Source organism: Calditerricola satsumensis, from assembly GCF_014646935.1.
Lineage (GTDB): Bacteria > Bacillota > Bacilli > Calditerricolales > Calditerricolaceae > Calditerricola > Calditerricola satsumensis.
This window is the reverse complement of the sequence record NZ_BMOF01000004.1, coordinates 34,167-54,387: the sequence shown is the minus strand read 5'-3', so window position 1 is coordinate 54,387 and position 20,221 is coordinate 34,167. Positions and strand designations below refer to the sequence as shown.

Sequence of the window (20,221 nt, the reverse complement as noted above, 5' to 3'; positions counted from 1 at the left end):
CCGATGCGTCTGCCGTGCGGTCCGCGGCTGCAGCGTCAACCGGCATCCGTTCCTCAATCCTTTCCATCAAGAACAGCCCTCCCCAATTCCTCTCCGTTCAGGGTCACAAGCACGGTTTCCACGGTCATCCCGCCGCCGACGTGCGCAAGGCACGCGCGGCAGATCGCCTCCGCCAGGCGCGTGAAAAAGGCGGTGTAGCCGGATGCCCGCAGAAGATCGGCCACCTGGTTCGCCGTGTTCGCCGCGCGCACCGCCTCGACGAGGTCCGGCGGCGCACCGACGTCCTCCGCCAGGCGGGCCAGAAAGGCAAAATCGACCGGCGCGCTCTTGGCGTGCACCATCATCACGCCGCAGGCCACTTTGGAAAACTTCCCCATCATCCCCACGAGGGAGACGCGGGCGACGGACTGCTTGCGGCAGTGCTGGAGCGCAAAGCCCACGAAATCGCCCATCTGAATGAAGGCCATCTCGGGCAGGTTGGGGAAGCGCGCCCGGGCGTACGCTTCGCTGCGTCCGCCGGTGGTGAGGACGAGATGGTCGCAGCCGTTGGCCTTGGCCACGCGGATGGCCTGGGCCACGCTGGCGCGGTAGGCGGCGGTGGAAAAGGGCACGACGATGCCCCGCGTGCCGAGGATGGAGATGCCGCCGATGATGCCAAGGCGGGCGTTGAGCGTCTTCTTGGCCATTTCCTCCCCTCCGGGGACGGAGATGACGACGCGCACCCCGCGCCTTTCGTTGTGGGCGGCAAGCACCCCCTCGGCCGCCTCGCGGATCATCCGCCGCGGCACGGGGTTGATGGCCGCCTCGCCCACCGGAACGGGCAAGCCCGGACGCGTCACCCGCCCCACACCCGGCCCGCCGTCGATCTCGATGCCCGGTTCGTTGCGCCACATCACCGTCGCGTAAATGCGGGCTCCGTGGGTGACGTCGGGATCATCGCCCGCATCCTTGACCACGCAGCACGTTGCCATTTCCGCCGAAAAGGACAGATCTTCCACCGGAAAGGTGGCCGAGATGCCGGCGGGGAGGGGAATCGTCACCTCCGCCACCGGCCGCTGCGTCACCAGCGCCAGCGTGGCCGCCTTCGTCGCTGCGGCGGCGCAGGCGCCCGTCGTGTAGCCGTGACGCAAAGAGGCCGTCACACCCGCTCCGCCGCCTCGGCCATGAGCGACAGGGCGTTGACGATGGCCACCGCCACCGGGCTGCCCCCCTTGCGGCCGATGTTGGTGATGTACGGCACGTCGGCCTTCAGGTTCCGCAGCGCCTCCTTCGACTCCGCTGCCGAGACGAAGCCCACCGGCACGCCGATGACGAGGGACGGACGCACCCCTACCTCCTCGATCAGGCGGATCAGCTCGAGGAGCGCCGTCGGGGCATTCCCGATGGCGAAGATGGCCCCGTCCGTCTCCCGCGCCGCCTTGCGCATGGCCACGATGGCCCGCGTCGTGCCCAGCCGCCTGGCCTCCTCGACCACATCGGGATCGGCGATGTAGACGCGAACGTCGGAGCCGAAGCGGGCCAGCCGCGCCTTGCTGATGCCGGCCTGGACCATCTGCACGTCGGCGATGACCGGCTTGCCGGACAAGATGGCCTTGATCCCCGCTTCGATGGCCCGCGGGTGGAAGACGAGGCTTCGCCCCAGCTCAAAGTCGGCGGTGGCGTGGATGACGCGCTGCACGACGGGAAACTGCTCCGGCGTGAACGGATGGGGGCCCAGTTCTTCGGCGATGATGGCAAAGCTCTTGTCTTCAATTTCCTGCGGCTGTGTCGGCGGCTTGTACGCCACGGGCGATCCCTCCTTTGGCGTAGAGATGGCGCACCGCGTCCAGCACCGCGTCGAAGGTGGTGCACACGCGGTCATACGCCAGGCGCGGGCGGCGGATCAGGATGACGGGAATGCCCAGCACCCGCGCGGCCTGGAGTTTTTCCGCAACCGATCCTTCCTTGCCGCTCTCCTTGGTCACGATCACGTCGGGCTTGACGTGTTCGTACAGCGCACGGTTGAGGGTTTCGGAAAACGGCCCCTGCATGGCAATGATGTTGCGCTGCGCGATGCCCAGGCGGGCACATTTTTCCAAGTTCTCCACGGTGGGCAGCACGCGGACGACGAGGCGAATGTCCGGGTCGGGCAGGAGCTTTTGGGCAAACAGCTCGAGCGTCTTGCTCCCGGTGGTGAGGAAGACCGTCCCCTTGCGCCGGCGCGCCTCCTCCGCCGCCGCTTCGTAGGAGTCGACGACGGTGACGAGGGGATCGGCGGCGATGTCGTCCTCCTGCGACGGCCGTTCGTAGCGCAGATACGGAATGCCCGCCGCAGCGGCCGCCCGCATCGCCGTCTTGTGCGCCTCCTCGGCAAACGGGTGGCTGGCGTCGACGACGAGGCGCGCCCCGCTTTCCCTAAGCAGCGCGGTCATCCCTTCGTCGTCAAGCCGTCCCCACCGCACCGGCACGCCTTCTTTTTCCAGTTCCCGCGCCCCGTTCTCCGTGGCTGTCGAAGCCAGCACGGGATAGCCAGCGCGCAGCAGGCGGAGCGCAAGCTGCCGCGCGTCGCTCGTTCCGGCCAGCACGACGATCATCTTCCCACCCCCTTCTGCCGGTGCTCCGGGTCGGCGGCAACGGCCGCGCCATCCCGTGCGGGGGCAGACGCGTCCCATGCGCCCGCCGGGCCGGATCCGTCGTCGGCGCCGTGGGCGTGGGCATGCCGGTGGCCGTGCGCAGGGTCGTGGTGGTGATGATGGTGATGGTGATGATGAGGATCGTGGGACGCGTGCGCCGCAGCGAGAAGCCGGTACGTGCAGAGGTCGCAGCTCATGCGCACCTCGCCCGCGAGCGCCTCCTGCGCCCGCTCGATGAGGATGTCCGCAAGGAGCGGGTGCAACCCGAAATAACGCGCCAGGTGCACGCGCCGCTCGGGATGGCGCGCGGCGAAGGCGGCCACCTCGTCGGCCATGCGCTTGATCAGCACGCCGGTGAACAGAAAGTAGGGCAACACGTAAACGCGTCTGGCCCCCAGGCGCACGCACCGTTCCAACCCCTCCGCCAAAAGCGGCGCCGTGATGCCGGCGAAGGCCGTCTCTACCCATCCGACGCGCGTCCGCTCCCACAACAGGCGGCTGATCTTGAACAGGTCGCTGTTGGCGTCGGGATCGCTCGACCCGCGCCCCACCACCAGCACGGCCGTTTCCGCGAGGTCGGCAGCGCCGGGGGAAAAGCCCGCTTCGCGCAGGCGGTCGAGCAGAATGGCCAGGACCTTGTCGTGGACGCCCACCGGCCGGGCGTAGGTGAAGCGCACCGTCGGGTACCGCTCCCGGGCCTCGTCGAGAGCCGCCGGGATGTGCAGCTTGGCATGACCGGCAGCAAAGAGGCTGATCGGCACCACCACCACGTGCGCCGCTCCGCGGCCAACACAGCGGGCGATGCCCTCGGCAATGGTCGGCTCCGTCAGCTCCAAAAAACAGGTCTCGACAACAGGTACGGGCAGGCGCGGCGTTAAGGCGGCTGTAAAGCGCAACAGCTCGGCATTGCCTTCCGGGTCGCGGCTGCCGTGGCCCACAAACAGCACCGCCGTGCATCCGTTCTGCGCCGACGGGGGCCCTCCCCGCTCCGCCGCTGCGAGAGTCGCACCACGCGGCGCACTGTCCGCCAAGAGATCGGTCATCCCGGTCTCGCCTCCTTCTGTCGGCTGCCGCAGGGTTCCTCATTCCCCGCATACAGCCTCTTCTGGCGTCGGCGCCGCCGCGCCGGCATTCCAGCGGAACCCCGCCGCGCCCCGCCGCTTGAAGAACTTGTGGAACCGCTCGCCGGGCTGGGCGTGCGTGCGGTACTCCTCGACGACGCGCTGCACGAGGTCAACCAGCTCCTCCGGCGGGATGCCCTCGGCCACCTTTTGTCCCGGATGGGCGGAGCGGCCCACCGTCTTGCCGCCGAGAAACAGGTCAAAGGCCCCGCGCCGGTAGACAATGCCGATGTCCTCGCGCACTGCACCGTAGCAGGACATGCCGCAGCCGTTGAAGCCGATCTTTAGCTCCTTCTCCACCGGCAGGCCGTCAAGCCGCCGGGCCAGCTCCTCGGCGTAGGGGATGGCCTCCGGCTTTTCGCCTTCGCAAAAATCGCACGCTTTGACGCGCACCACATTGCCGACGGGCAGCACGCAAAGGCCGGCCGCCTCCAGCCGCCGGCGCACGCCGTCGGCGTCGGCGACGTCCGGCAGGCGCAACACGATGCAGTGATCCGGCGTGTACACCATCTCGCCCCGCTCCCCAACCGTTTCGGCAAGGGTGCGAAGCTGCTGCGGCGTGAATGTTTTGTTGGCCACGCCCGGCGAGACGGCCACCTCCAGCACGGGGAAGGAAGGCGGCCGCTCGTCCTCGGCCGCCGACGTGGAAGGCCCCGCCGCCAGGAGCGCCGCACCGGCCTCTGCCGTCGCGAAGGCGTTCGGCACCGGTTCGGCATCCGCCGCCGCGTAAGCTTCCCCTTGCCAGGCGCCAGCGGCATCCGCGTCGTTGCCCCGGCCGGTCATCGCCGCCAACGACCACGGCTCCGCCTCGGGACGCAGCCGCTCGTGAGGAGCAAGCGGCTGCTCGTCGCGGGACAAGGTATATTTGCGCTGGTAGCCCCGCGGCGTGATCATCAGCCCTTCGTGCACAAAGGTGGTGCTGTTGCCGATAATCACCGTGGTCAACATGCCGATCTCCTCGTCGAGCATCTTGCCAAGCGTGGTGAGTGTCACGCGCTGCCGCGCGCGGTAGGCGCTTTTCACCAAACCGACCGGCGTGTCGGGGCGGCGGTAGCGAAGGAGAATGCGCTGCGTTTCGACGATCTGCCGCGTGCGCCGGCCGCTTTTCGGGTTGTACAGGACAATCACGAAGTCGCCCTGCGCTGCCATCTCCACGCGCTTGGCGATGAGCGGCCACGGGGTCAGGTGGTCGCTCAAGCTGATGCAGACAAAATCGTGCATGAGCGGGGCACCGAGCAGCGAGGCGCACGACTGGGCAGCAGAGACGCCGGGAATCACTTCCACGTCGGGATTGTCCCCCGGCCGCCATCCCTCTTCCACCAGCACCTCGAAAATGAGGCCGGCCATGCCGTACACGCCGGCGTCGCCGCTGGAGATGACCGCCACGGTCTTGCCCGCCTTCGCCTCGCGCACGGCGGCCCGCGCCCGGCTCACCTCCTCCGTCATCCCCGTTCGGACAATCTCCTGATCGGTCAAAAGGTCGCGCACGAGGTCGACATAGGTGTTGTAGCCGATGATGACATCGCTCTCTTCAATCGCCCGCCGCGCGCGCTCGGTCATGTGGGCGCGGCTCCCCGGTCCAAAGCCGACGACAAGAAGCTTGCCGCGTTTGGTCTCGTGGATGAACACCGCCATTGCCCTCCCTTTTTTGCGCGGCCGTTTCGTCAGGCCATTCTCTCAAAAAACAGACTCCCAACCATGTAGCACCCAAACAGGAGGCTGGCCAAGCCTGCCGCAATGCGGATCCCGACATGCACGGCGATTCTGCGGGAGGTCGCCACCAACGTCGGTACCGCGACGAGCAGCGTCAGGAAAACCATCCCGAAGACCGAGCCCAAACCAAACAGAAGCAGCCACAGCATCGCCACACCCAGTGTGGGCGACATCTGCAGGGCCAACACGGCCACTGCCCCGCTGCCGCCCAAGCCATGCAGCAGGCCAATGCCAAAGGTGATCCATTGGCGACGGGCCATGTTCACCGTCGGATGGCGATGGCCGGGCCGATGAAAGTGGCCATGAATCACGCCATTGTGGGCGTGAATCGTAAAGCGCACGCGATCACGGACCGCGCGCCATAACGTGGCCATACCAAGTCCAACCAGAAGCATCCCGATGGCGGCTTCAATCCCTTCCTCAAAACGCGGGGGCAGCGGAAGGCGAAACCAAAACAGCGCCAGTCCCACCACCGCAATCGAAAGCAGGTGACCCATCCCCCAGATGACGCCGAGCCACGCGGCCGGCCAAAGGCGGCGCTCTTCCGCCACCAGGGTGGAGACGGCCACCACATGGTCGGGATCCAGCGCATGCCGCAACCCCAGCAGCAATGCGAACGCCAACAGGGCAAGTTCCTCCATGGCCATGCCTCCTCCTGCACGTTATCCAAGCCCTTCATCGATTGGGCAGCCGCTTGTCCCTTCCGTCACATTCAAAAAAGTCTGTTTTCTGATCCGGAACCGGACCTGTCCCCCCTTTCAGGGTTCGCCGTAAAACAAACGAGCCTATCCGACCCGGAAACGCGGATAGGCTCGCAATCGACTCTCTCCATGGCCCACGCGCGACCTCCTTCACGCATCCGTCAGGCCGCGACGCTCCAGACGCCTTCGTGGGCAAGAGGACTCCCTGCGAGCACCTCCCCTAGGTTCCCGTAGGTCGAAGGTGCCATCGAAGCAGGCAGGTCTCCTGGCTCGTGGATCCTCGCTCCCCGCGCCTTCCCGCGACCATCGTCGCAGTGGCTCTCTGCGGTTCGCTCCCCACTCACAGTGGCGGGTCCGCGCCGGATTTGCACCGGACTTCCCTTTTCACCCGTCGCCGCCGCGACGGGCACCTGCTTCTACGCGCTGCGCTATGCGGTTGTCCGAACTGTGTTGCACCCCCATCTTACCACGGGGGAGAACGGATTGTCTAGGAGAAATTCGGCACCGATTTTAGCCCGCGGCTTCCGGTTTGGTTCGAGGGGAATGGGATCGCTCCGAACGGCGTTCCTTCGGGCCGTCGGTACCGGGAAGGGGCGACTGCCCGGGCATGGGCACAAGGCCGCTTTCGTCACCGGGAACCTGTGGCGGTTGGCCGGGGCCGGACGGCTGCCCGGGCTCAGCCGGTTGCCCGGGCGGCTGAGCCGGCGGATTCGGCGCTTGTCCGGGCGGCGTTGCCGGCGGATTCGATGGCGGCGGCGGATTCGCGCCCGGCTCGGCCGGCTGATCCCCTTCTTGGGACCGTTCCCCGTGCTGTGGCGATTGGGTCTCCGGCGTCTCCGGCGCCGGCGGCCGCAGCGTGCCGTCCGGTGCCAGGAAAGGCGCCAGCGACAGCGTGATCGGACCGGCGGGCGGCCCCTCTTTGTTGGCCTCCGGATCCACCGCCACCACTTCAAAGCGGTATTCCGGCTGCACGGTGGGCGTCTCGTACGTCCACACGCCGCCGTCGGTTTCGCCCCGCGCGATCCGCCGACCATCAGGCGTCCGCTCGTACACGCGGTAGCGCACGCGCTTGTCGTCGAGCGGCGTCCAGCGCAGGGTGATCTGCACGGTAAGGTTCGGGGTTACGGTGATGTCCCCGGTCAGGCCGCTCACCGGCTTCAGCGTGACCGGCGGCTCAATCGGTTTTACGCCTTCCGGTCGCTTGAAGTCCTCCCATTTCGTTCCGCGCAGCGCTTCACGCATGACGGCTTTGAATATGGGCGCCGCCGTTTTCCCGCCGGTAATTTCCGCGCCGGATTCGTTTTTGTCAAATCCCGTCCACACCGCGCCCACCCACGTCGGCGTATACCCGACAAACCACGCGTCGCGGGATTCCTGCGTGGTCCCCGTTTTGCCGGCCAGCGGGCGGCCGAAGCTGGCGGATTTCCCGGTCCCGGAACGAACGACCTCCTGCAACATCTCCGTCATGTAGTACGCCGTTTTGGGCGACACCACGCGGCGCGTATCCGGTTTCGCCTCCACAATCAGTTGCTCGTCGCGGCTGGTAATCTTGCGAATGGCGTGCGCTTCGGTCCACACGCCCCCGTTGGCCAAAGCGGCATACGCCTGCGCCATGTGCAGCGGCGAAACGCCGACGCCGCTCCCCAGCGCCAAGGAGTAGTGTTCCGGATTGGCGACGTTTTCCGGCAAGGGCAGGCCAAAGGCCCGACCGTAGCGGTACCCCGTCTCCACCCCCAACTGATCCAACAGCCACACGGCGGGGACGTTGACCGACCACCGCACGGCGTCAACCATCGTCACCTCGCCGCGATACCGTCCGCCGTAGTTTTTCGGTTTGTACTTCTGGCGACCAAATTCCATGGGCCGGTCCGGCAGCATGTCATAGGGCGACCAGCCCTCCTCGAGCGCCGGGGCGTACACGACGAGCGGCTTGATGGCCGAACCGGGGTCGCGCTTGATGTCGACGGCGCGGTTCAGCCCCTTGCGCACGTACTCGCGGCCGCCGGCGATGGCGGCGATGCCGCCCGTCTTGGCGTTCAAAATGACCATGCTGGCCTGCAGCGGTTCCGGTTCACGCTTTTGTTTTTTGTAACGGAACAACGCGTCGTCGCTGAACTTCTCGTACACCACCCGCTGCATGCGCGGGATCAGGTTGGTGTAGATGTGGTAGCCCCCGCGCAACAGCTCCTCCTCGGTAATGCCGTAGCGCGTCTCGGCCTCTTCGATCACGTAGTCGAGGTAGGCGTTGTACGGCTCGCGCTCCACCTTCGGCTTGACCACGTGGATGGGCCGCTGTTCGGCCGCTTTCCGCTCGGCAGGGGTGATGTACCCCTGCTCCTCCATCAGCCGGAGGACGAGGTTGCGGCGTTCCTTGGCCGCTTCGGGATTCTTGAGCGGGTTGTAGCGGTTCGGCGCTTTGGGCATGCCGGCCAAAAGCGCCGCTTCATCCAGGGTGAGCTCGGAGACGTCCTTGCCGAAGTACAGTTCCGATGCCGCCTGCACGCCATAGGCGCCGTTCCCAAAGTAGATGTAGTTCAGGTACATCTCAAGGATCTCTTCTTTGGAATAGCGCCGTTCGATGGCAAAGGCCAAAATGGCCTCCTTCGTTTTCCGCAGCAGCGTCTTTTCATGCGACAAGAAGGCGTTGCGCGCCAGCTGCTGCGTGATCGTGCTGGCCCCTTCGACGGCTTCCATGGCCAGGATGTCTTTGTAGAGCGCGCGCATCACGCCCCACAGGTCGACGCCGTGATGCTGGTAAAACCGGCGATCTTCCGTGGCGATCACCGCGTTTTTCAGGTGATCCGGGATGCGGTCGAGGGAAACCTTCTCCCGGTTTTGCACGTACAAGCGGGCCACTTCCTTGCCTTCGATGTCGTAGACCACCGACGCCTCCGCTGCGTCAAGTTGGCGTTCGTCCAGCCACGCGTTGCCCAAGGCGTAGACGGCCGCCACGCCGACCGCCACGACCACGAAACACGTCACCATGAGTGCCAATCCGATCAGGACCCAGCCCCTCACGGTTTCCCTCCTTTCGCGCCGTCCCGTCGTCAAGAATTCGAACGGGAACGTTCAGTTTCTGGGGGGAACCCGCCGCACAACCTCTCGCCCGCCAACCACCGATCAAGATGGTTCCGGAGGTCGTGCAGCCGCTGGCGGTTCACCTCGTAACACACCCAGGTGCCCTGTTCCTGGGCCACAACCAGGCCGCTTTCGCGCAGGATTTTCAGATGATGGGAGACCGTCGACTGCGCCAAGCCCAACTGGGCCACCAGGTCGCCGCAAAACCGGCGTTTGGCCAGCAGCATGTCGAGGATGCACACACGAATGGGATGGCCCAACGCTTTGGCCAACTTTGCGACGTCGTCAAGGGGTTCCACCCCGCAACCTCCCTTCCCGTACCGCTAACGCCTTCACTGTATTCCATTCTGACACGAATTCCGCACACGGGCAATTGCCGCCGGAGCACAAAAAAAGCGCCTGTCGCGCTGGACAGGCGAAACCGACACCAACCGTTCAGGAGGAGTGGTGGGCAACGCTCAAAGCCTCGTCAAGGGGGGTCTGCTTTTAGGATAGGGAAATGAAATAACAAATTCAAGTGGTGTTTATTGGTATATGATGTTATAAAATTACATAACCATTTTATTTACTTAGGCGCCAGGTTTCCGGGTAGTGATTCTTCTGCCGGCCTGGCAATTGGCGCACCCATCCCAAGGGATACCCGTCAACGGCCACAAGATTCCAGCCGGGCGTGAGGGGTTGCCCAAGGGGTTCCCCGTGCAGATACGCCATCACCTCATCCGAATCGGCAGGCAAGTTGACGCACCGCTCCGGCCGAATGTCGTCAACGGACAACGCCAGCGCCAGCGCGGGAGACGGGCGATAGCGGTCTTTCTTCACATCGCCGATCAGCCACCCCGGGCGCACCACGCGCACCGCCGACAAGTCGGGCAGGTCCGGCGGCATGAGAAACAGCCGCCGCCCAAAGCGGATGAGCGTCCGCCCTTCAGCGGTCAGCACCGGACGCGTAAAATGGTGCGCTTCAAAGCGGGCCACCGCCTCCACCATCCACGGATCGGGCGGCGTCACCTCCAGCGCCTGCTTGCCCAGATGTGGCGGTCGCCCGGCCGGCGGAACGCGCCCGACATCGCCGGCAGCATCCGCCGCGTCGCGTTTCCGGAGGACGGCCACAAAGTGCCCCTCGCCCCGCACGCGATGCGGCCACAGGCGAATGCAGCGCGCCAGCTCGGGACGGCCGCCGTCGACCCAATCGGGTCGGCCGCGCGCCCAACCCGGCTGATGCGGCACGTCCACCAGCTCAAACTCGGGGTGACGGCGCAAAAACCATTCGATGATGGCTTCGTTTTCCTCCGGGTTGAACGTGCAGGTGGAATAGACCAGCAGGCCGCCCGGCTTCAGCATCGCCGCGGCATGGCGCAAGAGACCCTTTTGCTGTTGGATGCACCAGTTGACAAGGTCCAGGCTCCACTCGTTGATGAGGGCCGGATCTTTGCGAAACATGCCCTCCCCCGAACACGGCGCGTCGACAAGCACCTTGTCAAAATACGCGGGAAAGACGCGGGCCAAGTGGGCCGGATAGTCGTTCGTCACCACGGCGTTGGTGACGCCCTGCACCTCAAGGTTGTGCACAAGGGCCTTGATGCGCTTGGGATGCACGTCGTTGGCCACCAGCACGCCGCGGCCGCCCAAAGCGGCGGCAATCTGCGTCGCCTTTCCGCCGGGTGCCGCACACAAGTCGAGCACCCGCTCGCCGGGCTGCACGTCGAGCAGCGTGGCCGGGAGCATGGCGCTCGGCTCCTGAAGATAGTACAGGCCAGCAAAATAGTACGGATGGCGCGAAGGCCGTTCCCCTTGCCCGTACACAAAGCCATCGGGAGCCCACGGAACCGGTTCCAAGGTGAACGGGAGCCGCGCCGCCAGCGCCTCTGGGGCCACCTTCAGGCGGTTGGCCCGCAACCCGTGCACGCTCTCGGCCTCCAGCGCCTGGCGAAAGGCCGCGTACTCTTCCCCGAGCCATCGGGCCATGCGCTCCTCAAACGGTTGGGGCAGCTCCATTCCCATCCCCCCTCATGTCCCTCGCGTTACGGCTTAACCGTCTCGGTGTCGAGGACGCACATTTGGGAAAACCAGCAAAAACTGATGAATGGCGTCGGCCAACGCGTCGGCCAAGCGCGCCCGGTCGGCCGGAGAAGCAAGCCGCTGGCGGTCATCCGGATGGCTCAAGTACCCGGCTTCGACGATCACAACCGGGCAGCGCACCGTGTTGAGCAAGAAGTACGACCGCGCGGGCACAGGGTGGCGCTTCAGGCCATAATGCCGGTTGAGCGCCTCCTGCAACAGCGTGGCGAGGAAGAGGCTTTGCCCGTTCGCCGGATGGAGCACCTCTCCCCCTCGCTTGGCCGGATCCTTCGCCCAATTGGCGTGCAGGCTCACGAACACCAAGGGGCGCAGCGCGTCCGCCAAGCGCTTGCGCTGGAGCAAGTCGCGGGCGTGGCGCCCGCGCCCGGTTCCCGGCACATCGTCGGACAGGGCGCGATCGGAGGTGCGCGTCAGGACCACGCGATACCCCCGCGCGCGCAAGCGTTCCCCCAGTTCCAGGGCGAGGGCCAGGTTGATGTGTTTCTCCTCGAGACCTTCGACCACACTGCCGCTGTCGATACCCCCGTGACCGGCATCCACCAGAATATCACAGGGGAGAGCGGGGAGAAAAGGACCGCCCGCTTCGGCGACCGCGGTCGCGGTGCCAAATAACGCAGCCAGCATCGTCAGCGCGGCGCACAAGGCCGCGCCTTTGCGCATTCCGTTCATCTTCCTCATCCGCTTCCTGCATCTCGCGTGTCTCTCGAGTGGCTTCGGTGTCCCGTCGTCGTTACCCTTCCACCGAAAAGGCCTTCCCTTGCACGCGGACGTCCGGTGAAGTTTTGGACAGCCACGCGCCCTTTTCCACACATAGCGCCTCCGCGCGGCCAGGCACACTAACCGTGGAGGTGAATCCGCTTGAAAAAGCTGCTGACCTTTGCCGTGCTCGCCGGTTTGACCGGGACGCTGGCCGCATGTCAAGCGGCGGCACCGCCTGACACCCGCACGCCCGCGGACACGCGCGTAGCGCCGTATACGACCTACGACCGCGTGATTCCGGGGCCGGCCTCTCCGGACCGCACGGCGCCGTACACCGCACCGTACACCAACCGCCCGTTTGTGCGCGACGGCCTGCTCTACGACCGCCACGACTGGTCCGTCGCCCCGTACGGGACCCGACCCGATCGGATCGGTCCGGACGACACCGCCGCACGCATCAACCGACAGCTGGCCAACCGCGTTGACGCGGTCGCCGAACGCGTGCGCGGGGTGCAGAACGCCACGGTCCTGATCTCGGGTGATAACATCGTCATCGGCATCAAGCCGGCGCGACCGTTTCGCAACGCGGACGCCGTTCGAACCGTGGAACGCAACGTCCACAAAAACGTCCGGGCCGTGGTTCCGGCCAACTACGAGGTGTATGTGACGGCCAACCCGGATCTCGTGCGGCGCACCCAGGACCTCGCCAATCGCATGGGCAACGGCGCGTCGGCCCGCGTGCTCATCAATGACACCGCCGATCTGATCCGTGACATCGGGCGAACGGTGACGACCCCGTTGCGGGGGTTGCGGTAACGGATCACCTCCGGGCGGAAACGTCGCGTTTCCGCCCGCTTTCATTTGGGCTTCCTCTCCGGTACGCTTTGGGGCATCCACAGCGCCGCGCCGACGAGCGCCAAGCTGGTAAACGCCAAGTAGGCGGCAAGGAGCGTCGGCGTCTGGCGCCAGGCAATCAGCAACAAAAATCCCGCCACGCTGAGCACGCGCCCGACATTGAGGGCGAGTTCGCGCATGACCACGTACTCGGCGCGGTCGCGCACCGCATGCGGATTGGCGCCGATCACGTCAAAGGCCGTTGAGGTCACGGGGATGATGAACAGCGGGTACGCCACGGCCGTACCAACCCCCATAACCATGAGCGTGAGAAACGTGACGTCGGCAAAAAGCGGGAGCACGGCGGCGGTGGCCAGCAGGCTGCCCACGAAGGCCGCCGCGCGGCGCTGCTGCGGCTGTAAGGTGCGCCCCACCAAACCGTAGGACGCAAGCGACACCAACGAGGAAAGCGTGGCATACAGCCCGAGCTGCCACTCGCTCCCCGTGGCCACGATCACCAAAACGCCCACCAAAAAGGCAAACACCCCTTCGCGCAGGCCTTCGAGGAGCATGGCCACCATCACCGCGTGCCAGCGCGTGCGCCGCGACCACGAGGCGCGCCATGCGGGTAGCAAGCGGAACCCGTCGGCATCGGCGCGGGGGCGAAGAAAACCGCTGAGAACCGTGGCCAGCGCAAAGATGAGCAGCGAGAGGCCAAAGACCCACCGATACCCGGTCAGGGCCTCGCGCCCAATAAGCCAGCCCCCCACGAGCGGCGCCACCATTCCCATCGCCGACGTGATGAATCCGTTTGCGCCGTTGAAGCGGTCACGATCGGCGCGATCCGTCACGTCAAAGAGAATCACGTTGTACCCAAACCAGAAAAAGCCCATGCCGACCCCCATCAAGAGGCCAAGGGGAACGGCATAGGCCGGAGCCTGTCGCCCGAGCTGAAGCACAGCCAAGTAAAAGGCCGCGTGGGCCAGCATCCCCAACCTAAGCGCCCACACGCGATCCCAGCGGTTGGTGAGGTACCCTGCGGCCAGGAACACCAGCCCCATGGCAACGTATTGGGCCAGGTTGAACCACCCGAGGGTGGCGAAGTCGCGTTTCAGCTTCCACAAGTACGCGTTGACAAAGGTGTTCGACAGCGCCGTGGCGCCGACATACAGGCCGGTGATGGCGGCGAGGAGCCAGGCTTGCCGCGACATGCCTCTCCCCCCTACAAGCCCTAGCCTGCCCAGCTCCCCCCGCCAATAACCGCGTTACAGGAATTTCTTCAATCGCGCCAGGCGCACGACGGCTTGGGTCAAGCTGGTGAAGGCTAGCACGGCCAGTGTCGCCAGCCCTTGTTCAAGGATCCCGCCGAGAAAGAGGACGAACATCCGGCCATCGCGGTTGGCCAACAGGTACCGCACCCAGCCGTCGTGAACGTCAGGGCGGTAGAGGTCACCGGTCATCGCCCGATAGCGGTCCTTGATCATCATCGACAGCGGCGAACCGATGAGAGCCAAAGCGCCAAACAGCAGGGCCCATTCGCTGCCCGTGGCCGCATACGTCCCATAGGTGAGCCCGGCAAGGAGGAGACCGTCACCGATGCGGTCGAGGATGGCGTCAAACAGCTCGCCAAAGCGCGACCGCAGGAACTTGAGGCGGGCGATCTCCCCATCGACACCGTCGAGCACCGAGGCCACTTGCGCCACGACGCCCCCTGCGACAAACGCACCCGCCGCAAACAGGCCGGCGGCCAGAGCCGTCAGCAGGAACGTGGCGAAGGAGAGTTGATTGGGCGTCACGGCAAAACGCGCGAGAGCCGCGCTGATGGGCACCGACAGCTTGCGGTTCAGGTGGCGGGAGATGAGGCCGTCCCGCGGCGTGGGCAGTTGTTCGAGGAGCATCCGCCGCGCATGGCGCACCGCCGCCGGATCGTCCACGTCGCACCAGCGCGCATCGCCGATGTCGCAGGCCACGGCCCGGCCCTGGGCAGCCAACCGGCGGACGCCGTCCGACAGCGTGTGCCGCCCTTCTTCCGCGCACGCACGGAGGGCGTCCAAGAGGCCGCTCGTGGCGTGGAACACGCCGCAGTCGACGCCGTCAAAGGCGGACAAATCCTTGCCGATGGCCACGACGGACGGTCGGGTATCCTGGTTTGCCGCACCTCCGTCGGCCGCATCGCGCGCCGTCACCCGGTCGGTCTGTACCTTTGTCGCCTCATCGAGATCGGGGACGCGCGCGGGCGTAAAGTCGACGCCAACGGCCACGCCCCCCTCCGGCGGCGTGCAGGCGGCCACGCGCCTCACCAGCTCCGGCGTGACGAGGTGGTCGGCCATGAGCAGCAGCCACGACCGTTCGCCGGCCACATGCGGCGCAGCGGCAAGAACCGACGCCCCGTTGCCCTTCTCCCAGTCGGGGCTCTCGGCGTACGTCACGCGCACGCCCCACCGGGACCCGTCGCCGAGGGCCGCGCGCACCTCGTCGCCGCGATGCCCCAGCACAACGACGATGTCGGCAATCCCCGCTTCGCGCAGCGTGCAGAAGGTCCGAACGATGAGCGGCAGGCCCAAGAGCGGAAAGAGGGGCTTTGGCCCCGGATGCACGCTCCGAAGCCGCCGCCCCTCCCCCGCGGCGAGCACCACGGCCCGCACGTTACGCCACCGGCGCCTTGGCCCGCTCGCGGATGAACTCCTCGACCTTCTGCTTCGCCACGCTGTCGGTGATTTGCACCGGCGGGGACTTCATGGTGTAGGCGGAGATGGCCTCGAGGACGCCGCCCTCGCCATGGTCCAGCGCCAGCTTCATGCAGCGAATGGCGTCGATGATCGAACCGGCGCTGTTGGGCGAGTCTTCGACGGACAGCTTGACCTCCAGCTCCAGCGGCACTTTGCCGAAGCCCAAACCCTCCAGGCGGATGTATGCGATCTTGTTGTCGTTGAGCCACGGCACGTAGTCGGACGGGCCGATGTGGACGTTCTTCTTGTCCGGCTCCACGGCCATTTCCGAGGTGACCGCCTGGGTCTTGGACTTCTTCTTCGACTTTAGGCGGGCGTGGTTCAGCATGTTCAGGAAGTCGGTGTTCCCGCCAAAGTTGAGCTGGTAGGTGCGGGTGATCTTCACGCCGCGGTCTTCCAGCAGCTTGGTCAGCACGCGGTGGGTGATCGTCGCGCCGACCTGGGACTTGATGTCGTCGCCGATGATCGGGATGTTCTTCTCCTTAAACTTGCGCGCCCACTCCGGATCGGAGGCGATGAACACCGGAATGGCGTTGATGAAGCCCACCCCCGCATCCAGCGCCGCTTGCGCGTAGAAGCGGGCCGCCTGCTCCGAACCCACCGGCAGGTAGTTGATCAGGATCTCGGCGCCGCTCTCTTTCAGCACCTTCACCACGTCAACCGGCTCGGCGTTGGCGACGACGAAGGTGTCGTCTTCGGGATAGTCCTTCATGTGCTCGGAGACGCCGTCGAGCACCGGACCCATCTGCACGGTCACCGGGTAGTCCGGCAGATTCGGGTAGAACACCTTCGTGCAGTTGGGCTTGGCGAAGATCGCTTCCTTCAGCGGTTTGCCCACCTTGCGCGCATCCACGTCGAACGCGGCAACCACTTCAATGTCGCCCGGCTCATAACCGCCCAAATCATAGTGCATCAAACCAATGGGATCGTCCTTCAGACTGGGGTCGTTTTTATACAGTTCAATCCCCTGAAGCAGCGCACTGGCGCAGTTCCCAACCCCAGCAATGGCGATTCGAATCTTGCCTTTGCCCATGCTTTACCTCCTCCCTCCAAACCGGTATTTTTGTTTGGTTTGTCGATGAGAAAGGTGCAGCATCCGCAAGAACCGAACGCCGAGGGGGTACGCCGACCACGGATCGTACGTTGCTTCAACCGGTGCCGCGATTGAACATGGATGGCAAACCCATGCACGAATGGGTCGGCACACCTCTAATTTTACATAAGGGTAAGGAATATGTCAACAAATTCTTAGCAGCCATCTTAAACGAGTGCTAACGAGCGGCAAGCGTTGACCGCCGGACGTGGGTTGGACCTCTGCCGCTATGGGAAAACTGTTGCTGAATCCCGCCAAAGGAGGCGCCTTTCGTGAACGTTCCCACATTGCGGCGCGCGTTCCGCAACATCGGCTTTCACGTTCCCGTTCTCCACCAGCCGGTCGTCGATTACCTGGCCCTACGGCAAGCCGTGGCGGCCGCCCTGCTCAAACTGGACGAGGAGGCCCAGCGCTTGGCCGAATCGCTCCGAATCCGCCCGGACGAAGCCTGGGAACGCGTGATGGCCCCCGACCTTTACCTGGCCCGCGAACGGTTCATCCGCGCCCTCCTCACGTTGTCGGCCTGGCGGCGCACAGCCGCCCCGGCGCCACACGGGTGGACGCATCGGGAGGACGAGTTGCCGCGCTGACGCGCGCTTCCTGCCGCGGAAGCAAAAAAAAGGCCTGCCCCTCTTCGGGACAGGCCCACGATGGGTCGTCCGGTTGGAGTGCGCCGGATCAGAAGTCCATGTCCGGCATGGAATTGTTGTTGTTGCCCTCCTTCTTCTCCGGCTTGTCGACCACGACGGCTTCCGTGGTCAGGAAGATGGCCGCAATGGACGCCGCGTTTTGCAGCGCCGAGCGCGTCACCTTCGCCGGGTCGACAATGCCGGCTTCGATCATGTTCACCCACTCGCCGGTCGCCGCGTTGAAGCCCACACCGAGCGGCTCCTTCTTCAGGCGCTCGACGACGACGGAACCGTCATAGCCGGCGTTTTCGGCGATCTGACGCACCGGTTCTTCCAGCGCGCGGAGGACGATTTGCACGCCCGTCTTCTCGTCGCCCTCGGCCTCCACCTTGGCCACAGCCGGGATGACGTTGACCAGGGCCGTACCGCCGCCGGAGACGATGCCCTCCTCGACGGCCGCACGCGTCGCGTTGAGGGCGTCCTCGATGCGCAGCTTCTTCTCCTTCATTTCCGGCTCGGTGGCCGCGCCGACCTTGATCACCGCCACGCCACCGGCCAGCTTCGCCAGGCGCTCTTGCAGCTTTTCGCGGTCAAAGTCGGACGTGGTTTCCTCGATTTGCTTGCGGATCTGCTTGATGCGCGCTTCAATTTGCGCTTTGTCGCCCGCGCCATCGACGATGATCGTGTTGTCCTTGTCGACCTTGACTTGGCGCGCACGACCCAGCTGCCGCAGGGTGACGTTCTTGAGGTCCATGCCCGTCTCTTCGGACACCACTTCGCCACCGGTCAGGATGGCGATGTCCTGCAGCATGGCCTTGCGGCGATCGCCGAAGCCCGGCGCCTTCACGGCCACGACCTTCATCGTGCCGCGCAGCTTGTTGACGACGAGAGTGGCCAGGGCCTCGCCTTCGACGTTTTCCGCAATGATGAGGAGCGGCTTGCCGGTTTGCACCACCGCTTCCAGCACCGGCAGGATGTCGTGCACGGCGGAGATCTTCTTGTCCGTGATCAGGATGTACGGATCGTCGAGGACCGCTTCCATCTTGTCCGGGTCGGTGATCATGTACGGGGAGATGTACCCGCGGTCAAACTGCATCCCCTCGACGACTTCCAGTTCCGTCGTGAAGCCTTTGGACTCCTCGACGGTGATGACGCCGTCCTTGCCCACCTTCTCCATCGCGTCGGCGATCAGCTCGCCGATCGTCTCGTCGGCCGCGGAGATGGACGCCACGTGGGCGATGGACTTGCGCCCTTCGATCGGCTTGGCGATGCGCTTCAGCTCTTCAACGGCCGCATTGACCGCCTTTTCAATCCCGCGGCGGATGGCCATCGGGTTGGCGCCAGCCGTGACGTTCTTCAGCCCTTCGCGGATCATCGCCTGGGCCAGGACCGTCGCCGTGGTCGTCCCGTCACCGGCCACGTCGTTGGTCTTCGTGGCCACTTCCTTCACCAGTTTGGCGCCGATGTTTTCATACGGATCGGACAGCTCGATTTCCTTGGCGATGGTCACGCCGTCGTTGGTGATGAGCGGAGCGCCGAACTTCTTCTCCAGAACGACGTTGCGCCCCTTCGGACCGAGCGTCACCTTCACCGTGTTGGCCAGGTAGTCCACCCCGCGCAGCATGGCCCGGCGGGCGTCTTCACCAAAGCGAATTTGCTTGGCCATCAGTCATCCCCCTTCTCACGGCGATTTCCATGGTGGAATGCGGATCCCGTTACTGGATAACCGCAAGAATGTCGCTCTCGCGCAGGATGATGTACTCTTTCCCCTCGTACTTCACTTCCGTACCGGCGTACTTGGAGAAGATGACGCGATCGCCCACTTTCACTTCCAGCGGGATGCGCTCCCCTTTTTCAATGCGGCCGCTGCCCACCGCGACGACAACGCCTTCCTGCGGCTTCTCCTTTGCGGTTTCCGGCAGCACGATGCCGCTTTGCGTTTTTTCCTCGCGCTCTTTCGGTTCCACCACCACGTGATCGCCGAGCGGCTTGAGCATGAGCACTCCTCCTTCGGGCGTGGTTATGTAGCGCCTATTAGCACTCAAACTTGCCGAGTGCTAACAGCCACTTTCAATACTGCCACAAGGCAGTGTGCCCCGCAAAAGGGACAGGTATGCATTTTGGCCGCACGGGCAGGGGAAGTCAAAGACCATCCCCTTCTTTTCTCGGTTTTTCTCACGTTTAAACGCATTTATTGCGATTTTTTGTCGTCGGTATAGCCATGGGGGAAAAAACGGGATACAATAAGGGAAAACGATCCGATGAAGCACGGAACGCCGTTTCCTGCCGACGCAACGCGCACTACGGGAGGAACCCCCATGGCGTATACCCTGCGCGTGCTCGTCCGGTGCGACCGCCTGCCCCCGCTCACGCATCTCTACCAAGAGCTTGTAGACGAGGGGTTTCGCTTTGGCGTTTGGCCCGGACCGGACGATGCCGAGGCCGCTTCCACCGACTGGACGGAAGCCATCCTGTACCACGCGCCCGATCGCGACCCCTTCACCCTCACGCGGCTTGCGCCGGGAGACGAAGAGATGGCCCAAGAAATGGCCGCTCTTCGGGCCAGCCTCGAGACGTTGCCCACGTTGGAAGAAAGACGGCAAGCGCATACCGTGCTGGCCCAAACGCAACAACTTGTGCGCGTGGAGCTGCCCGATGACCTGACGGAAGAGGACGAAGGGGCCTGGACGCTCCTTGACGCCGTGCTCCATTTCTTCGTCCGCCACGGCAACGGCTACGTTCACGCCGAACAAGACGGCCTCTATGATCGCGACGGCCGCCTGGTCTTCGCCCTGTCGAATCCTGTCGACTAATCAGGGCTTTTGCCGTCGAGGGCGTTTGTGTAGAATGAAAGTACATGCGATCGTATTTCCTCCCGCGGAAACGGGATACCCTATGAAAAGGCTGGTATTGATACGGCATACCCGCCAATC

At 65.0% G+C, this 20,221-nt stretch carries 18 protein-coding genes and 1 riboswitch; of the genes, 3 read left to right on the top strand and 15 right to left on the bottom strand.

What is annotated here, in order from left to right; genetic code table 11:
• Positions 1–53: 53 nt before the first annotated feature.
• The 10 genes from IEX61_RS02085 to IEX61_RS02040 all read right to left on the bottom strand — a co-directional run bounded on the left by IEX61_RS02085 (position 54) and on the right by IEX61_RS02040 (position 11,964).
• The gene (locus IEX61_RS02085) at positions 54–1,142 is read right to left on the bottom strand and encodes a cobalt-precorrin-5B (C(1))-methyltransferase (RefSeq protein WP_188816662.1); all 1,089 of its coding nucleotides are present in this window, start codon (positions 1,140–1,142) and stop codon (positions 54–56) included.
• Positions 1,139–1,786: a precorrin-8X methylmutase gene (locus tag IEX61_RS02080; protein ID WP_054673080.1), complete on the bottom strand. Its 648-nt coding sequence runs from the start codon at positions 1,784–1,786 to the stop codon at positions 1,139–1,141. The genes IEX61_RS02085 and IEX61_RS02080 overlap by 4 nt, the downstream gene beginning before the upstream one ends.
• Entirely contained in the window at positions 1,749–2,573 is an 825-nt protein-coding gene (cobK, locus tag IEX61_RS02075; protein WP_188816661.1) for a precorrin-6A reductase, read from the bottom strand. The genes IEX61_RS02080 and cobK overlap by 38 nt, the downstream gene beginning before the upstream one ends.
• The gene (locus tag IEX61_RS02070; RefSeq protein ID WP_188816660.1) at positions 2,570–3,655 is read right to left on the bottom strand and encodes a sirohydrochlorin chelatase; all 1,086 of its coding nucleotides are present in this window, start codon (positions 3,653–3,655) and stop codon (positions 2,570–2,572) included. Before IEX61_RS02070 ends, cobK begins: the two co-directional genes overlap by 4 nt.
• Before the next feature lie 39 nt (positions 3,656–3,694).
• Positions 3,695–5,362, bottom strand: coding sequence for a precorrin-3B C(17)-methyltransferase (gene cobJ / locus IEX61_RS02065; RefSeq protein WP_268238373.1), 1,668 nt, complete (start codon positions 5,360–5,362; stop codon positions 3,695–3,697).
• Between the two features lie 35 nt (positions 5,363–5,397).
• Entirely contained in the window at positions 5,398–6,087 is a 690-nt protein-coding gene (locus IEX61_RS02060; protein WP_054672871.1) for a HoxN/HupN/NixA family nickel/cobalt transporter, read from the bottom strand.
• A 298-nt stretch (positions 6,088–6,385) separates the two neighbouring features.
• A riboswitch (cobalamin riboswitch) is annotated at positions 6,386–6,576 on the bottom strand.
• An 81-nt stretch (positions 6,577–6,657) separates the two neighbouring features.
• Positions 6,658–9,165 carry a penicillin-binding protein 1A gene (locus IEX61_RS02055; RefSeq protein WP_188816658.1) on the bottom strand — a complete coding sequence of 836 codons (2,508 nt, stop codon included), beginning with the start codon at positions 9,163–9,165 and terminating at the stop codon, positions 6,658–6,660.
• Positions 9,166–9,194: 29 nt separating this feature from the next.
• Positions 9,195–9,524: an ArsR/SmtB family transcription factor gene (locus IEX61_RS02050; protein WP_083463091.1), complete on the bottom strand. Its 330-nt coding sequence runs from the start codon at positions 9,522–9,524 to the stop codon at positions 9,195–9,197.
• A gap of 262 nt (positions 9,525–9,786) precedes the next feature.
• Entirely contained in the window at positions 9,787–11,220 is a 1,434-nt protein-coding gene (locus tag IEX61_RS02045; RefSeq protein WP_229725599.1) for an RsmB/NOP family class I SAM-dependent RNA methyltransferase, read from the bottom strand.
• Positions 11,221–11,253: 33 nt separating this feature from the next.
• Positions 11,254–11,964 carry an N-acetylmuramoyl-L-alanine amidase family protein gene (locus tag IEX61_RS02040; protein WP_054672191.1) on the bottom strand — a complete coding sequence of 237 codons (711 nt, stop codon included), beginning with the start codon at positions 11,962–11,964 and terminating at the stop codon, positions 11,254–11,256.
• Positions 11,965–12,162: 198 nt separating this feature from the next.
• On the opposite strand from IEX61_RS02040, the gene IEX61_RS02035 reads away from it, so the two are divergent.
• On the top strand, positions 12,163–12,819 hold the full coding sequence (locus IEX61_RS02035) for a YhcN/YlaJ family sporulation lipoprotein (protein ID WP_054672188.1): 657 nt from the start codon (positions 12,163–12,165) through the stop codon (positions 12,817–12,819).
• A 41-nt stretch (positions 12,820–12,860) separates the two neighbouring features.
• On the opposite strand, the gene IEX61_RS02030 is transcribed toward IEX61_RS02035, so the two are convergent.
• From IEX61_RS02030 to IEX61_RS02020, 3 genes are read right to left on the bottom strand one after another with little or no spacing between them, the layout of a single operon-like run.
• Positions 12,861–14,048 carry an MFS transporter gene (locus IEX61_RS02030; protein WP_188816656.1) on the bottom strand — a complete coding sequence of 396 codons (1,188 nt, stop codon included), beginning with the start codon at positions 14,046–14,048 and terminating at the stop codon, positions 12,861–12,863.
• A gap of 54 nt (positions 14,049–14,102) precedes the next feature.
• Positions 14,103–15,482, bottom strand: coding sequence for an NTP transferase domain-containing protein (locus IEX61_RS02025; protein ID WP_188816655.1), 1,380 nt, complete (start codon positions 15,480–15,482; stop codon positions 14,103–14,105).
• Position 15,483: 1 nt separating this feature from the next.
• The gene (locus IEX61_RS02020) at positions 15,484–16,599 is read right to left on the bottom strand and encodes an inositol-3-phosphate synthase (protein WP_054669221.1); all 1,116 of its coding nucleotides are present in this window, start codon (positions 16,597–16,599) and stop codon (positions 15,484–15,486) included.
• A 332-nt stretch (positions 16,600–16,931) separates the two neighbouring features.
• Here IEX61_RS02020 and IEX61_RS02015 point away from each other — a divergent pair, with 332 nt between their 5' ends.
• Positions 16,932–17,249: a hypothetical protein gene (locus IEX61_RS02015; protein WP_188816654.1), complete on the top strand. Its 318-nt coding sequence runs from the start codon at positions 16,932–16,934 to the stop codon at positions 17,247–17,249.
• Positions 17,250–17,337: 88 nt separating this feature from the next.
• On the opposite strand, the gene groL is transcribed toward IEX61_RS02015, so the two are convergent.
• Both groL and groES read right to left on the bottom strand, forming a co-directional pair.
• Entirely contained in the window at positions 17,338–18,954 is a 1,617-nt protein-coding gene (gene groL, locus IEX61_RS02010; protein ID WP_054669219.1) for a chaperonin GroEL, read from the bottom strand.
• Between the two features lie 49 nt (positions 18,955–19,003).
• On the bottom strand, positions 19,004–19,285 hold the full coding sequence (gene groES, locus IEX61_RS02005; protein ID WP_054669217.1) for a co-chaperone GroES: 282 nt from the start codon (positions 19,283–19,285) through the stop codon (positions 19,004–19,006).
• Positions 19,286–19,606: 321 nt separating this feature from the next.
• Between groES and IEX61_RS02000 the strand changes: the two genes are divergently transcribed.
• Positions 19,607–20,101 (top strand): hypothetical protein, encoded by a 495-nt coding sequence (locus IEX61_RS02000; RefSeq protein WP_054669215.1) that lies wholly within the window; start codon positions 19,607–19,609, stop codon positions 20,099–20,101.
• Positions 20,102–20,221: the final 120 nt, after the last annotated feature.